The sequence below is a fragment of the Acinetobacter sp. WC-743 genome (assembly GCF_000335555.1).
GTDB lineage: Bacteria > Pseudomonadota > Gammaproteobacteria > Pseudomonadales > Moraxellaceae > Acinetobacter > Acinetobacter bereziniae.
The window spans coordinates 1-13685 of record NZ_AMFQ01000085.1 but is presented as its reverse complement, the minus strand read 5'-3'; the positions used below and the strand labels follow the sequence as shown (position 1 = coordinate 13685).

General features: G+C 37.2%; 13 protein-coding genes, 4 tRNA genes and 1 other RNA gene. 11 read left to right on the top strand and 7 right to left on the bottom strand.

The window, feature by feature from the left end:
- Nucleotides 1-9: 9 nt before the first annotated feature.
- The 4 genes from pgeF (at nucleotide 10) to ACINWC743_RS11700 (ending at nucleotide 4805) form a co-directional block, all read left to right on the top strand.
- Nucleotides 10-753, top strand: coding sequence for a peptidoglycan editing factor PgeF (pgeF, locus tag ACINWC743_RS11715; protein ID WP_009585621.1), 744 nt, complete (start codon nucleotides 10-12; stop codon nucleotides 751-753).
- Nucleotides 754-876: 123 nt separating this feature from the next.
- Nucleotides 877-1428 carry a flavodoxin family protein gene (locus ACINWC743_RS11710; RefSeq protein ID WP_009585635.1) on the top strand — a complete coding sequence of 184 codons (552 nt, stop codon included), beginning with the start codon at nucleotides 877-879 and terminating at the stop codon, nucleotides 1426-1428.
- A gap of 159 nt (nucleotides 1429-1587) precedes the next feature.
- The gene (locus ACINWC743_RS11705; RefSeq protein WP_009585609.1) at nucleotides 1588-3120 is read left to right on the top strand and encodes a hypothetical protein; all 1533 of its coding nucleotides are present in this window, start codon (nucleotides 1588-1590) and stop codon (nucleotides 3118-3120) included.
- Between the two features lie 368 nt (nucleotides 3121-3488).
- Nucleotides 3489-4805 (top strand): hypothetical protein, encoded by a 1317-nt coding sequence (locus ACINWC743_RS11700; protein WP_009585570.1) that lies wholly within the window; start codon nucleotides 3489-3491, stop codon nucleotides 4803-4805.
- A gap of 41 nt (nucleotides 4806-4846) precedes the next feature.
- Here ACINWC743_RS11700 and smpB read toward each other — a convergent pair whose 3' ends face one another.
- Nucleotides 4847-5323, bottom strand: a complete 477-nt coding sequence (gene smpB / locus ACINWC743_RS11695; protein WP_004828309.1) for an SsrA-binding protein SmpB — start codon at nucleotides 5321-5323, stop codon at nucleotides 4847-4849.
- A gap of 160 nt (nucleotides 5324-5483) precedes the next feature.
- Here smpB and coaD point away from each other — a divergent pair, with 160 nt between their 5' ends.
- From coaD to ACINWC743_RS11680, 4 genes are all read left to right on the top strand, one after another.
- Complete coding sequence (gene coaD, locus ACINWC743_RS11690; protein WP_004828311.1) at nucleotides 5484-5975, top strand: pantetheine-phosphate adenylyltransferase; 492 nt, start codon at nucleotides 5484-5486, stop codon at nucleotides 5973-5975.
- 1 nt (nucleotide 5976) lies between these two features.
- Complete coding sequence (locus ACINWC743_RS11685) at nucleotides 5977-6246, top strand: YfhL family 4Fe-4S dicluster ferredoxin (RefSeq protein ID WP_035301057.1); 270 nt, start codon at nucleotides 5977-5979, stop codon at nucleotides 6244-6246.
- A gap of 20 nt (nucleotides 6247-6266) precedes the next feature.
- Nucleotides 6267-6644: RNase P RNA component class A (gene rnpB / locus ACINWC743_RS23560), an RNA gene on the top strand.
- Nucleotides 6645-6708: 64 nt separating this feature from the next.
- Nucleotides 6709-6785, top strand: a tRNA-Met gene (locus tag ACINWC743_RS11680).
- A 79-nt stretch (nucleotides 6786-6864) separates the two neighbouring features.
- Here the strand turns inward: ACINWC743_RS11680 and ACINWC743_RS11675 are convergent.
- The gene (locus ACINWC743_RS11675) at nucleotides 6865-7821 is read right to left on the bottom strand and encodes an RDD family protein (RefSeq protein WP_009585583.1); all 957 of its coding nucleotides are present in this window, start codon (nucleotides 7819-7821) and stop codon (nucleotides 6865-6867) included.
- Between the two features lie 207 nt (nucleotides 7822-8028).
- Nucleotides 8029-8114: transfer RNA gene (locus ACINWC743_RS11670), tRNA-Leu, on the bottom strand.
- Between the two features lie 217 nt (nucleotides 8115-8331).
- Between ACINWC743_RS11670 and ACINWC743_RS11665 the strand changes: the two genes are divergently transcribed.
- Nucleotides 8332-10098 carry an alkaline phosphatase D family protein gene (locus ACINWC743_RS11665; protein ID WP_009585619.1) on the top strand — a complete coding sequence of 589 codons (1767 nt, stop codon included), beginning with the start codon at nucleotides 8332-8334 and terminating at the stop codon, nucleotides 10096-10098.
- A gap of 59 nt (nucleotides 10099-10157) precedes the next feature.
- On the opposite strand, the gene ACINWC743_RS11660 is transcribed toward ACINWC743_RS11665, so the two are convergent.
- From ACINWC743_RS11660 to ACINWC743_RS11650, 3 genes are all read right to left on the bottom strand, one after another.
- The gene (locus ACINWC743_RS11660) at nucleotides 10158-10889 is read right to left on the bottom strand and encodes a hypothetical protein (protein ID WP_004828320.1); all 732 of its coding nucleotides are present in this window, start codon (nucleotides 10887-10889) and stop codon (nucleotides 10158-10160) included.
- A 124-nt stretch (nucleotides 10890-11013) separates the two neighbouring features.
- Nucleotides 11014-11099: transfer RNA gene (locus tag ACINWC743_RS11655), tRNA-Leu, on the bottom strand.
- A 10-nt stretch (nucleotides 11100-11109) separates the two neighbouring features.
- Nucleotides 11110-11183, bottom strand: a tRNA-Cys gene (locus tag ACINWC743_RS11650).
- Nucleotides 11184-11335: 152 nt separating this feature from the next.
- On the opposite strand from ACINWC743_RS11650, the gene folD reads away from it, so the two are divergent.
- Nucleotides 11336-12184: a bifunctional methylenetetrahydrofolate dehydrogenase/methenyltetrahydrofolate cyclohydrolase FolD gene (gene folD / locus ACINWC743_RS11645; RefSeq protein WP_009585645.1), complete on the top strand. Its 849-nt coding sequence runs from the start codon at nucleotides 11336-11338 to the stop codon at nucleotides 12182-12184.
- Nucleotides 12185-12407: 223 nt separating this feature from the next.
- Nucleotides 12408-13076 carry a class I SAM-dependent methyltransferase gene (locus tag ACINWC743_RS11640; protein WP_004828323.1) on the top strand — a complete coding sequence of 223 codons (669 nt, stop codon included), beginning with the start codon at nucleotides 12408-12410 and terminating at the stop codon, nucleotides 13074-13076.
- A gap of 40 nt (nucleotides 13077-13116) precedes the next feature.
- On the opposite strand, the gene ACINWC743_RS11635 is transcribed toward ACINWC743_RS11640, so the two are convergent.
- Entirely contained in the window at nucleotides 13117-13542 is a 426-nt protein-coding gene (locus ACINWC743_RS11635) for a hypothetical protein (RefSeq protein ID WP_009585606.1), read from the bottom strand.
- Between the last annotated feature and the right edge of the window lie 143 nt (nucleotides 13543-13685).

Genomic DNA, 13685 nt, shown 5'->3' with positions numbered 1-13685 from the left:
GAGAGTCACATGCAATTTGTTCAGGGATTACCTCAAGGCGTATATGTTGGTCAAACACATATACAACATCCAATGGCTTTACCATCTGTACAGCCAGAGTTGGGAGGTTTCAATTTAGCATTGCATGTGAATGATGATCCACAGCGTGTACAGCAACATCGGATGATTTTATTGGATGAGTTCGCTGTACATGGTGTCAACAAGATTACATGGATGACACAAACACATAGCACGATTTGTAACACCATCAATGAAGAAATTACATTTAATGCCTTAGTGGGGGATGGGTTGGTAACGCAAACACAAGGTCATGCCTTGATGATGATGACTGCGGATTGTTTACCTGTGGTTTTGGGAAATGCAGATGGTACTGAAGTTGCTAATTTACATGCAGGTTGGAGAGGTTTAGCAGGTGGAATTATTGAAAATACCATTTCAGAAATGACATCTCAACCTACATGGGCATGGCTAGGGGCTGCAATTAGTCAATCTTGTTTTGAAATTGGTCAGGAAGTAAAAACTGCTTTTTGTACTCAATATGCTGAATTGGAAACAGCTTTTATTGCGGGTGAACAAGACGGTAAATACTATGCAGACTTGTATGCGATTGCACGTTATATCCTTAAACAGCAGGGTGTTAAAATTGTCACGGGTGGTGATCAGTGTACTTATCGTCAGTCCGAGGACTTTTATTCCTACCGCCGTCACCCTAAAACAGGTCGTATGGCAACTTTTGTATTTATGCAGAACTAAATATATTTTGAGATATTGCTCGAAATTTTATAGATTGAGTAAAAGTAATTTTAACACTTGACAAGAATTGTTTAAAAATGAATTGATGTTAAACTTGACTAAATTTGTTTGTTTTCAATTGATATGTCTTTATCTGCTAAATCTATCGCGATCGTTTATCACAGCCCTTTTGGTCATACTGCTAAAGTCGCGAGCTATATTGCGCAAGGCATTGAGAAGGTTGGATTGACTGTCCATAAAATGGATATTGAGCATATAGATTGGGATATTTTGGACCAAGCCGATGCAATTGTATTTGGTTCACCTACTTATATGGGCAGTGTAACAGGTCCATTTAAAATGTTTATGGACTCAACCTCTAAGCGTTGGAAAAATCGTGATTGGCAAGGGAAGCTCGCTGCTGCATTTACTAACTCAGGTGGTTTAAGCGGAGACAAATTATCCGTATTACAGCAGATTAATATCTTTGCGATGCAACATGGCATGCTTTGGTCTGGTTTGCCTTTAATGCCAACAGGAATCAAGCCCACAGATTTAAACCGTATGGCGGGTTATTTGGGTTTAATGACGCAATCAGACAATGCACCTGTTGACTTAACACCGCCATCTGGTGATTTACAAACAGCCTTGTGGTTTGGTGAGTATCTTGCACTATTATTAAATAAATTTAGGTAATCTAATTAGAAAATTAGGTAAAACGTCTAATATTTATTTTTTGTTTAAATTAATGCGATCATTGTCGCAAAATGCTAAGTAATTTGTCGTTGTAAGCTAATATTTTTATGCTTCATTGCACTATGTTTGATTAGAAAAATAAAAACATGTGTGGATGATATGGATATCAATGCTCAAAAAGCAATTCAAAGGACAAGAATAGTTTTAATCTCAAGTGCAATAGTTTTATCAATGAATTGTTTTGCCGAAAATGAAAAAATCACGTCTTTAATTCAGTTAAATGACTCAGAGTTGTCTGAAGTGAAAGGGCAAGCTTTGATGAGTCTTTCATATTTAGCACCAACTGATGCAACCAACCCAATGAGGAATATTACTTCAAATAATATAGGATTTTATAAATTAGGTTTAGAAGCAGAGTTGGAACTTAATGCAAATATCAGAAACCTTCAGCTTGGTTGTGGTGGAGTCAATGGTGCTGGTGCCTGTGATATAGACATTAAAAATTTATCATTGAGTGGATTGCCTAATACTTATGATAGCAATGGGAATCCAGTTTATTTAACTGGGCGCCCCTCGACAAGTGGAAAGATAACTAACCCTTTTTTAGAGTTTGCAATTAGTAATCCTAATAGCTCATCTATAAGAGAAGTGAAAGGAATACGATTTAGTGCAGAAAAAATTAATGCTTTGTTAACAGCGGGATTAGATAATTTATCTACAGCTTCACAAACTGATGGAATTCAAAGATTAAGTGGATTTATGCAAATCGCTAAAACAAGTGGAACTGCAAGCACAAAACCTATTATTTTCGGGAAAAATGCTAGTGATCAAACTTTGACTGGGGTTGCAAATATTAGTGGGCTAGTAAATGTAAATTTTACGAGTAATCCTTTTAACAATGGAACTACGGGGATAACAATTCCGAGTGTTAGTACTTCTTTTGATATTAATCCTTTTACAATTAATGGAGTGAGAAATACCATAGCAAATGTTAAAGATATTCGTACAACTATCGCTACTATTCCTATTGCATCTGATGGAACTTCAAGATATCCAGAATCGATGTTTATAAATGATGCCTTAAAAGTTAATTTGAGTTGTGAAAGTGCTGGAATTTTATCATTATGTCCAATTGTCAAGGCGCTAGTACCTGTAGCAACTTTTAAAATGGCGAATGGTTCAAATATTCAGAATATAAACATGTCTATCGATTTCATGCAATCTTTAAGTATGATTCATAATATTCCGTTAACTGGTACAGGCGGTTATTTGTCTGTACAAAGTGAGGCTTTATTGTGGCCAGGTGCAACTATTGCAGACATAGATAAAGCTAAAAACAATTTGCAACAAATGGGAAGAAATACCGATGTTGCGCAAAAAGGATGGTGGATGTCTTTCGCAGATCCTGTACAACTAGGTAAACTCAATGTGAGTAATCAAGTTGATATTGGGGCAGTTTTACCTCAAGTCGCGACTTTAGTTTCACAATATTTAAATAAAAGAGAAAATTTTCCCTATTTAAATATTGGACAAGCTTGGCAGGCTTTAACCAATCAACCAATAACACAGAAATTAAATGTAGACCTGAGAAGTTATACAGAAAATAATCCTGCTAAATTGGTTCTGACTAATCAAAAACTAACAAATCAAAATGTTGTAGCAAACTGTTATGGCTCATTGAAATTCTGTTAAATTCCTTTTAACGACAAAATGCTATTTAAGAGACTTTGTTGCAAACTTAACCTCTTTTGATCTCCCAATAAAATTATTCATCATTCCACAACTAGGAAAGTTTTCATTTCAGGAATACAAACTCTGTAATGATTTTTTATAAAATACTTGATAGGTTGATAAAAAATTATCCAAAATAAAATATGTATTTCATTGTTATTTAAATAAATTAACAAAATAAATTTATATAAAAAATATTAAAAATCATTATCTTATTTAGGTGAAAAAGACTATTGTTAAATTAGACAAAATATTTGTCCTGATCGGCTATTTTGTTATTGATCATTTTCCTATATTTTTGACCAATAATAAAAATCTGAGCAGGTGATATGGAAGTTATTGTAGGAAAGTTAATTAAAATCAGTAAGATGATTTTAATTTGTGGTGGATTTTTTATTTCGATTGATAGTTTTGCTAATTTGCCTCAATCGAAGGGTTTGGTTGAGTTAAATGATACTGAGCTTTCAAAAGTTCAAGGTCAAGCATTGATGAGTCTTGGTTATATTGCTCCAAATGATGCTGCCAATAAAATGCAAGGGCAGGGGGTTGGCTTTTATAAGCTTGGGATGGAAGCTGAACTTGAGCTGAATGCCAACATAAAAAAATTACAACTAGGATGTGGCGGTATCAATGGTGCAGGTGGCTGTGATATTGATATTGATAACCTCAGCTTATCTGGTTTAGCAGATACCCGTGAGGGAAGAGCTGGTTCAAGTGCCAAATTAACCAATCCTTTTTTAGAGTTCGCAATAAAAAACCCTGATGCAGCGTCAACAAGAGAAGTCGTGGGTTTACGTTTAAGTGCTGAAAAAGTTTTAGGGATGTTAACCGCAGGAACTGAAAATTCAGAAACTCCGAATGGTATTAATTCACTTAGTGGTTTTTTAAAGACAAAAGCGACGACAGGTTTAGGTTATACAAATAGTCGAGGTATGAGTTATACCGATACTCAAATGCCAATCACTGGAAATGTAGATGTTTGTGTACTATTTTTTTGTGGGCGATTGCCTTTATCTTCAACAGATTATAATTTAACTTTGCAAAGTACTACAGCACCCATTCAAGTTGATTCAGCAACAATTAATGGGATGCGACAAAGTAGTGTGAACTTAACAGGCAAAGCTTATATTGACCGTTTAAACTTTGGTGGGCGATTAAAAGCGGGTGTAAAAGTTCCTTTATTGGGCACATTAAATTTAGAGAAACAGGTTAATGGTGATATTACAGGGTTAACAGCAAATCTATCGATCAGTGAAAGTTTGGGCTATATCCATAAAATTCCTTTAAATAATCCATTTTCTTTATCATTGCAAAGTCAAAATGTATGGTGGCCAAATGCTGAGGTGACCGCTCAAAGAGGTTGGTGGATGGCATTTGAGGATGCTGTTGATATTGGGAATGTGACTCCATCTAAAGGGATCGATATCACCAATGATGTACTTAAGCAAGTCGTTGGTCCATTAAGTAATGCATTAGCGACGACAGCTGTACCATCCTGCCAAGCTTTAGATTGTTTATTGGGCAGCTCATTAGAAATTGGTAATATTAATTTACCGAATACATCAGTCAATTTCCCATTGCAAGATTTACAGCTTAAAAACCAAGATTTTGCACCTAACTGCTATGGTTCATTAAAGTTCTGTTGAGTATTCTTTCTAAAAGAAAAACCTCCATTCAGAGGTTTTTCTTATTTGTGCATAATTCGAGCTTTATCTCGTTGCCAATCACGGTCTTTTTCAGTAGCACGTTTGTCATGCAACTGTTTACCTTTTACTAGAGCAATCTCTAGTTTTGCCAAGTGACCTTTCCAGTAACATGCCAATGGTACACACGTATAGCCCTTTTGATTGACTGCGCCCATTAACTTTTCTAATTCACGGCGGGAAAGCAGTAGCTTGCGCGTGCGTGTTGCTTCAGGTACTACATGTGTTGATGCAGATAACAAAGGTTGAATCTGAGCGCCGAACAGAAACGCTTCATTATTTTTAAAGGTAATATAGCTTTCTGTAATGGTCATACGTCCAGCACGTAATGACTTTACTTCCCAGCCTTGCAACGAAAGCCCAGCTTCAAATTTTTCTTCAATAAAATAATCGTGACGCGCACGTTTATTTTGTGCAATCGTCCCGCCATTATTTTTTTTTACGACAATATTTTTCGACATAGTACAAATAATTCCAAGAATAGCCTTATTCTGCCTTAAACTTGGCTTGAGGTGAAGTCATTTCACAATTAAAGCAAAGGCTAAATGCGCAGAGGTTATTCGCTAAGATTTAAGTTTTTGTTAAACTATAGCCCTACATAACAAACTTGAGTACAAATGGATGTCTAAAACTCGTGTCATCTATCCAGGAACTTTTGATCCAATTACCAATGGCCATGTGGATTTGGTTGCCCGCGCTTCACGGATGTTTGATGAAGTCGTCGTTGCAATTGCGATTGGACATCATAAAAATCCAGTATTCAGTTTAGAAGAGCGTGTAGAGTTAGCAAAAATATCACTCAAACATCTACCTAATGTTGAGTTTGTTGGCTTTGATGGCTTATTGGTAAATTTTGCCCGTGAGCAAAATGCGACTGCTGTTTTACGTGGATTAAGAGCTGTGTCAGATTTTGAATATGAATTTCAGCTTGCCAATATGAACCGTCAATTGGATCATGATTTTGAAACAGTATTTTTAACACCTTCAGAGCAATTTTCATTTATTTCTTCAACGATGGTTCGGGAAATTGCGCGATTAAAAGGTGATGTTGCTAAGTTTGTGCCACAATGTGTGGTTGAAGCTTTTCACCGTAAACATCAACAAGGTTGGTAATGTGTCTTTAATAATCACTGATGAATGCATCAATTGTGATGTATGTGAACCGGTATGCCCCAATGAAGCCATTTTTATGGGGGAGGAGATTTATGAAATCTATCCAAACCTCTGTACAGAATGTGTGGGGCATTTTGATGAGCCGCAGTGTGCACTTTTCTGTCCAGTAGATTGTATTCCTCTTGATCCAAATCATGTAGAAAGCCAAGAAGACTTGATGGAGAAGTATAAAAGTTTAATTGCTCAAAAAAGCGCAAGCAATTCCCAGTAAAATTTGTTAGCATACGCCCCGAAGTGAGCCAGACGATCGCTGCTGTGGAGATCTCCGTGATTGAAGCAGGGGAGGAAAGTCCGGGCTTCATCGGGCAAGGTGCCAGGTAACGCCTGGGCGGTGTAAACCGACGGAAAGTGCAGCAGAGAGTAGACCGCCTTCAATAACGTTTCTTTTCGGAGAAATGGAAGGTAAGGGTGAAAGGGTGCGGTAAGAGCGCACCGCATGACTGGTAACAGTTCATGGCATGGTAAACCCCACCGGAAGCAAGACCAAATAGGGATCCTATAGGCATGGCCCATGCTGGATCCGGGTAGGTCGCTTGAGCGTATGAGTGATTGTGCGCCTAGAGGAATGATCGTTCTAGACAGAACCCGGCTTATCGGCTCACTTCAATGAATTTTATTGCAATTATTACTTGACGTAACGTGAGTTACAGCAGATAATGCGCGCACAGTTTTAGGCTATGTAGCTCAGTTGGTTAGAGCACCGCACTCATAATGCGGGGGTCACAGGTTCAAGTCCCGTCATAGCCACCATTTTTATAGACCACGTTTCCAAAAACGTGGTCTTTTTTTATCTTTCAATCATGCATATTAAAACCATTTAAATGCTCTTTTAAAAACCAAGCTTCACGGATGTATTCTCACCGATATGGGTGAGCTGAGTCGTTGTGGCAGTCTTTTTATAATCATAAATGGTTGCTTTTGATAATTTTGCTAGACCGAATTGATAGGAAAAATTAAATTGCACTTGATTGATTTTATATTGGGCTAAAATATTGCTGTCTTGTTGAAGCCTTTGAATTAATGTTTCAGCAGTATCAACCTGATCAAGATAAGCAGGTTGACTAACATTTAAAATGAGAACTTGATTTGTTGATTCAGTTTCGCCAATAAAAGTATAACGATTTTCGATCTGAATATTTTGAATATCATCAGAGATTGAAGTCAAATCATGAGTTGTTGAATTTTGATTTTGAACATAATGCCAGACATTGATTGAAAAAATGATCATTGTGATCAAAGTGAGAATGTAATAATGCACTTTCCATATTGCCTGATGAGGCATATTGGATTGTGTATTTCTGAGAATTTGTGTACGTGTCAGTACATCATGAAGGGATTGTTGGCTGTTTCCATTAAAAACTGCCAAGTAGAAACATGCAAAAACAATACTTTGAAAAAAGGCGATGATTAAAATAAGTGAAAGGGGCGGATGTGCAAAGGATTGTAAATAACCGATAAAGCAAAATGGAATAATGAAAATGCTTGATCGAATTAAAGCGTGGGTTGGTGAAATTGAAGCACCGGTAAAGTCTTTTACACGAATTTTACAGAGTATTTTTCCAATCGTTTTACCATCTCCAATCGAACTGTTAAAAGCAGAGAAATAAAACAAACATAGCAAAGTGCCAAGACATTGAAAAATAAATGGAGAGTTTTCAAAATAGGGATATAGCACTTTCCCCATTACCAAACATGCAACACCGACAATCAAACAGTCGATGATAAATGCAAAAAATCGAGGAAATATTGGAGCAATCGTTTTTACTGGATTTTGAATTTCAGTCATAGTTTTTAATTAAATTGAATTTATGAATGTATTAAGTAAATATCAATATCATCAAATATTTAAGTGAGATATTAAAAATGATGTATTTGATATTTTGAAATAGATGTTAATTTTAAATTTAATGATTTAAAGAGATTAAATTTTTGGCATAAAAAAACCAGCAGTTGCTGGGTTCTTTAATTGCACCATTTTAATATCAATTTAAAATGGTGCCCGAGGCCAGACTCGAACTGGCACGCTTTGTGGGCGGGGGATTTTAAATCCCCTGTGTCTACCGATTTCACCACTCGGGCATGTGCGCAATAATAAAGGACAGTTTTTCTCTTGGCAAGCGTATTTAGCACGATTTGCTTTCTTTTCAATCAACTCGGATGTTTATGGCTGAAAATAAAGCGTTTTAAGCCAATATATTGATTTTATTGTCATGAATTTTTCATTAACTTGAGATTAAAGTGAAATATTTCCTGATTAAAGTGATGAGATAAAAAAACTTAGAGGAAATCGATTTCAATGCCAAGCTCAATTTCACGCCGTGAACTTATTCAAAAGTCATTAGCCAGTTTTGGGGCACTATCTATACCAGTTTCTTTGACAGCTTGTGGTAGCGACAATAATGATTCAACAACGTCAGCCACTAAAGTTGAATTTTTACATGGGGTGGCGAGTGGTGATCCGCTTAAGGACCGTGTGATTTTATGGACACGTGTAACTCCCCAAGATACTACTTTACGTATTGAAGTTGTATGGGAAATTGCGACAGACGAAAAATTTGTACAAATCATCAACACAGGGAAAGTACAAACAACACAAGCACAAGATTTTACGGTTAAAGTTGATGCTGATAAGTTGAAGTCTGGGCAAACTTATTATTATCGTTTTAAATTCGGTTCAGTGATTTCACCCGTCGGTCGTACCAAAACATTACCAGAAACGACCAATGCTGTTCAATTTGCAGTATGTTCGTGTTCGAATTATCCAGCGGGATATTTCTATGTTTATCGAGAAATGGCAAAACAAGATGTCGATGCGATTATCCATCTTGGTGATTATATTTATGAATATGGCAAAGATGGCTATGCAACTGAAGATGCGGCTAAATTAGGACGTACGCTTCCTGCGGACAATGATAAAGAAATTATCAAATTGGACGACTATCGCAAACGTTATGCGCTTTATCATAAGGATACTGATTTACAAGCTGCACATGCACGTCATCCGTTTATTGTGATTTGGGATGATCATGAGTTAGCCAATGATGCATGGAAAGCGGGTGCTGAAAACCATCAACCCAATGAAGGGAGCTTTTCTGATCGCAAGTTAGCGGCATTACAGGCGTATTTTGAATGGATGCCAATTCGACCTGTGAATCAAACAGATCATTTGAATATTTATCGACAATTTGACTTTGGTTCATTGGTGCAATTGACGATGTTGGATACACGTATCTTGGCTCGTGATAAGCAATTGGATTATGCGGATTATATGACGGCTTCTGGGTTGGATATTGCCAAGTTTCAGTCAGATTTGATCAGTACTTCTCGTACGTTGATGGGGTATACACAACGAGACTGGTTACAGAAAAAACTGGCACAATCTACAGCGACATGGAATGTATTGGGTCAGCAAGTCTTGATGGCAAAAATGCTAATTCCAGCTGAATTACTGCTTTCATTGGCTGCAATTACCAGTGGTAATGTTACTCCAGAGACATTGGTAAAAATGAATCAACAGATTACTGAATTAGTGACCTTAAAACTTCGTTTAAAAGCGGGTGATCCATCTTTAACAGCTACAGAAAAAGCACGTGTGACGACGGTAGCTCCATATAATCTCGATGCGTGGGATGGATACTATGCTGAGCGTGAAATTTTATATGGAACACTAAAAGCACTGAATAAGAAAGTCGTTGTTTTGGCAGGGGATACACATAATGCTTGGTCTGCGGACTTGCATACACAAACAGGTGATTTTGTGGGTGTTGAATTGGCAACTAGCTCTGTGTCTTCGCCTGGAATGGAAAAGTACCTCAGTATTCCTTTAGCGCAGTTACAGCAATTTGAAATGGCGTTTACCACACTGATTGATGAATTGAATTATACTAACTTAAATCAACGTGGTTATTTGAAAGTGAGTTTTACCGCGCAACAGGTTCAAGCGGATTGGATTTTTGTGAGTACCATTAAGGAAAATACATATACTGTGGATGCTACTCGTGGGCATCAAGTGGTGTTAAATAACAATTTGATTGATGTGAAAAGCATTCAAAAAAGCGCATAAATTTTCAAGCATAAAAAAACCGAGTTCATCATATTGACTCGGTTTTTTATGAAAATAAATTACATCATGCTGTCCATATAGGCATCTAAATCTTCATATTTATATGTTTTGCACATTTCATTTTCATACTTTAATAACTGTAAATGCAATTCTAAGTATTGGGTAAGTTGCTGCTGTTGAAACTGATATTGCTCCGAATTTTTATTATAAAATCTCATTTTAAATCTGGCTTTTTTGGCTTGCTTATACGCCCAAAAGCAAGTTCTCCGAATTTGTTGTAATTGATAAAATTCAGTATCTTTGGTGCTGTCTCGAAATAGATTTTCTTTATAAAACTTCACAAAACCAAAGCTCATTGCAAAGAAAAATAGCAAACCTTGTAAAAGTGTACTTTCAATAAAATATAGGTTCAGTGCTTGTAGAATAATCAATGCGGCAAGTTTAAATGGCGTATTGTTAAGTTGCTGATAAAGATGGGTAGAGCTGTGTTTGATTTGGTTGATAATAATGGGAACAATCAACATAAAAAATAACATAACCGCCAAGGCTGCGATGGCATTGGCTTGAAAAGCATCAAATTGAACAAAATGAATTGAAATATAATGACCTAAGCTGAAGTAAATACTGCAAAAAATCATGATTGATAAAATCCAAGGAATAAACTCCTTGGCTTCATCTAAAAGCCCTTTGGTTTTAATTTGGCTATAAAATAAAAAATTGTATTTAAATGCTTTTGGATATTGTTGTTGTAACTGATTTAAATAGAAGGAAACTTGCTTGTTTTGAATCATATAGGCTTCACTTATTTAAACTGCAATTTAGAGATTAACATAAAAAGCTAATATAAAATTTTAGACATAAAAAAACCAGCTTATCGCTGGGTTTTTTATTACACCATTTTAATGTTGACTAAAATGGTGCCCGAGGCCAGACTCGAACTGGCACGCTTTGTGGGCGGGGGATTTTAAATCCCCTGTGTCTACCGATTTCACCACTCGGGCTTTACAAGATTGGAGGCGGAGGTCGGAATCGAACCGGCGTACACGGAGTTGCAGTCCGCTGCATGACCACTCTGCCACCCCGCCATGTCTTGGTGATGCACATATTAGCAACCTTTGAAAAAAAAACAATACTATATTTCATGCATATGCACATAAATTCAGCATACGAAAGAAAATTGTCTAAATAATCATGTATTATTTGCAAAATTGATTCATATCTACTTTGGAGATGTGCCGTGGCATTGGTATTGGATGGTCGCGCATTAGCGAAACAAATTGAAGCAGACTTGTTGACTCGTGTTGAAGCTTTAAAGGCAAAAACAGGTCGTACCCCAATTTTAGCGACTATTTTAGTGGGTGATGATGGCGCATCTGCGACTTATGTTCGTATGAAAGGAAATGCATGTCGTCGTGTAGGTATGGACTCTTTGAAAGTTGAGTTAGGCAAAGAAACCACGACTGAACAATTATTGGCTGAAATTGAAAAATTAAATGCCAATCCTGATGTACATGGTATTTTGTTACAGCATCCAGTACCTGAACAGATTGACGAACGTGCTTGTTTTGATGCGATCGCTTTAGAAAAAGATGTTGATGGTGTGACGTGTCTTGGTTTTGGTCGTATGGCAATGGGTGAAGCAGCATATGGTTCTGCAACTCCTGCGGGCATCATGACTATTCTTAAAGAAAATAAGATTGAGATTGCCGGTAAGCATGCTGTAGTGGTTGGTCGTTCAGCAATTTTAGGCAAGCCGATGGCAATGATGTTACTTCAAGCCAATGCTACAGTGACAATCTGTCATTCACGTACCCAAAACCTTGCTGAATTAATCAAACAAGCGGATATCGTTGTGGGTGCAGTAGGTAAAGCAGAGTTGATTCAAAAAGACTGGATCAAACAAGGTGCTGTTGTGGTAGATGCAGGTTTCCATCCTCGTGAAGGTGGTGGTGTTGGTGATATTCAATTGGTTGGAATTGAAGAAGTTGCTTCAGCATATACGCCAGTTCCAGGTGGTGTAGGACCTATGACGATTACTACATTGATTCGTCAAACTGTAGAAGCAGCAGAAAAAGCGTTAGCTTAATCAAATATTGAGAGCAATGCCTTCACCATTGTTTGTAGATGGTGAAGGCTTCTCGAAAATGTCATTTTTGTTTTGGTAAAAGTTGCTTTAATAATAGACTTTGTGACAATCATGTATTCAATATGATGCGATCTGCAATAACAGCAAATTATCGAAGTATATAAGCGTCAACAACCTTAGTGTATTTGCGAAGTATTAGAATAATCATTTTGGTTATACATTTATGAGTTGTACTTTACAATTTCCTAAAGCCCCATCACATTTACTCAAAGCCTTGCATGAGGTGATTCCTCAATGCCAGCTACTCGCTCAGCAGTTACCTGAGACTCCGATTTCATTGTGGTTGATTCCACCGGTTTTTCCGACTGATCGTTTAGATGATGAAGTGATTCGTCGTATTTGGAATGACACGCCTTATTGGATCTTTTGTTGGGCATCTGGTTTGGCGATGGCACAATGGTTATTGGCTGAGCCACATCATGTTAAAGATAAGGTGGTTCTCGATTTTGGCGCTGGGTCAGGTGTGGTCGCGATTGCTGCCAAATTAGCGGGTGCCAAGCGTGTGATTTGTTGTGACATTGACCAAGTGAGTTTAGATGCTTGTCGTGAAAATGCCGCACTAAATGAGGTAGAGCTGGAATATCTGGATGATTTATATAAAGCAGAACAGGTGGATGTATTGCTCGCCGCAGATGTTTTATATGATCAATCTAATCGCTTTTTCTTAGATGAATTTTTAAAGTTTGCCCCTGAAGTATGGGTAGCGGACAGTCGGGTCAAAAACTTTAGTCATCCGAATTATCAAAAATTGGATGAACGAAGTGCAACGACATGGCCTGATTTAGATGAAGCCAAAGAGTTTCGAAATGTGAGTTTTTATAAGACGCTATAAAAGCGTCTTATTTTTTGAAAATTTATTATGATTGGGTGTATTAAGAACAGGTATAACGTACAACATGCAATGTGCTTGGACGAGTTTCAAGTGCTTGACGCGTTGCATAATCCTCACTGTTGTTTAGATTAGGAGTATTTGAAAGTCCAAAAGAGGTTCGACTATGCCCAAGTTGAACACCGGCTTGATTTTGTGCAGTTTGCGGGTTGATGATTTCATTGATACTAAGAACAGAAATTTTATAGGTTTTATTTGCACCTAAAACTTTTTGACATGCACGTTGTAATTTACTGGCATCTAAATCACGGTCAGCGCGACCAGAAAGTGTATATGCCAATGTTGCGCTATTGCTTGACTGACTTTCGATTTGGTAGCCTGTCATCCCATTATATTGACGCGGTGTTGTTTGGCACGCCGATAAAGCTAAAACCAGTAATCCTAAACCTGCACAGGTGATTATTTTCATCTTTTAAAGTCCCAGCTTTTTGAATTATTTTTAGTATGCCATAGCTTTGTGATCCTAGACACTATCGTGGACAGTACTTCCCTCTAAATTCTTAAAATATTTCTGCTCAAAAGCTTCAGGGCTTAACCAACCATTTGCAGAAT

Coding starts and splice junctions, on each gene's coding strand:
- ACINWC743_RS11705 (WP_009585609.1), top strand. CDS start 1,588: ATGGATATCAATGCTCAAAAAGCAATTCAAAGGACAAGAATAGTTTTA.
- coaD (WP_004828311.1), top strand. CDS start 5,484: ATGTCTAAAACTCGTGTCATCTATCCAGGAACTTTTGATCCAATTACC.
- ACINWC743_RS11635 (WP_009585606.1), bottom strand. CDS start 13,542: ATGAAAATAATCACCTGTGCAGGTTTAGGATTACTGGTTTTAGCTTTA.
- ACINWC743_RS11675 (WP_009585583.1), bottom strand. CDS start 7,821: ATGACTGAAATTCAAAATCCAGTAAAAACGATTGCTCCAATATTTCCT.
- pgeF (WP_009585621.1), top strand. CDS start 10: ATGCAATTTGTTCAGGGATTACCTCAAGGCGTATATGTTGGTCAAACA.
- ACINWC743_RS11660 (WP_004828320.1), bottom strand. CDS start 10,889: ATGATTCAAAACAAGCAAGTTTCCTTCTATTTAAATCAGTTACAACAA.
- ACINWC743_RS11710 (WP_009585635.1), top strand. CDS start 877: ATGTCTTTATCTGCTAAATCTATCGCGATCGTTTATCACAGCCCTTTT.
- smpB (WP_004828309.1), bottom strand. CDS start 5,323: ATGTCGAAAAATATTGTCGTAAAAAAAAATAATGGCGGGACGATTGCA.
- ACINWC743_RS11700 (WP_009585570.1), top strand. CDS start 3,489: ATGGAAGTTATTGTAGGAAAGTTAATTAAAATCAGTAAGATGATTTTA.
- ACINWC743_RS11665 (WP_009585619.1), top strand. CDS start 8,332: ATGCCAAGCTCAATTTCACGCCGTGAACTTATTCAAAAGTCATTAGCC.
- ACINWC743_RS11640 (WP_004828323.1), top strand. CDS start 12,408: ATGAGTTGTACTTTACAATTTCCTAAAGCCCCATCACATTTACTCAAA.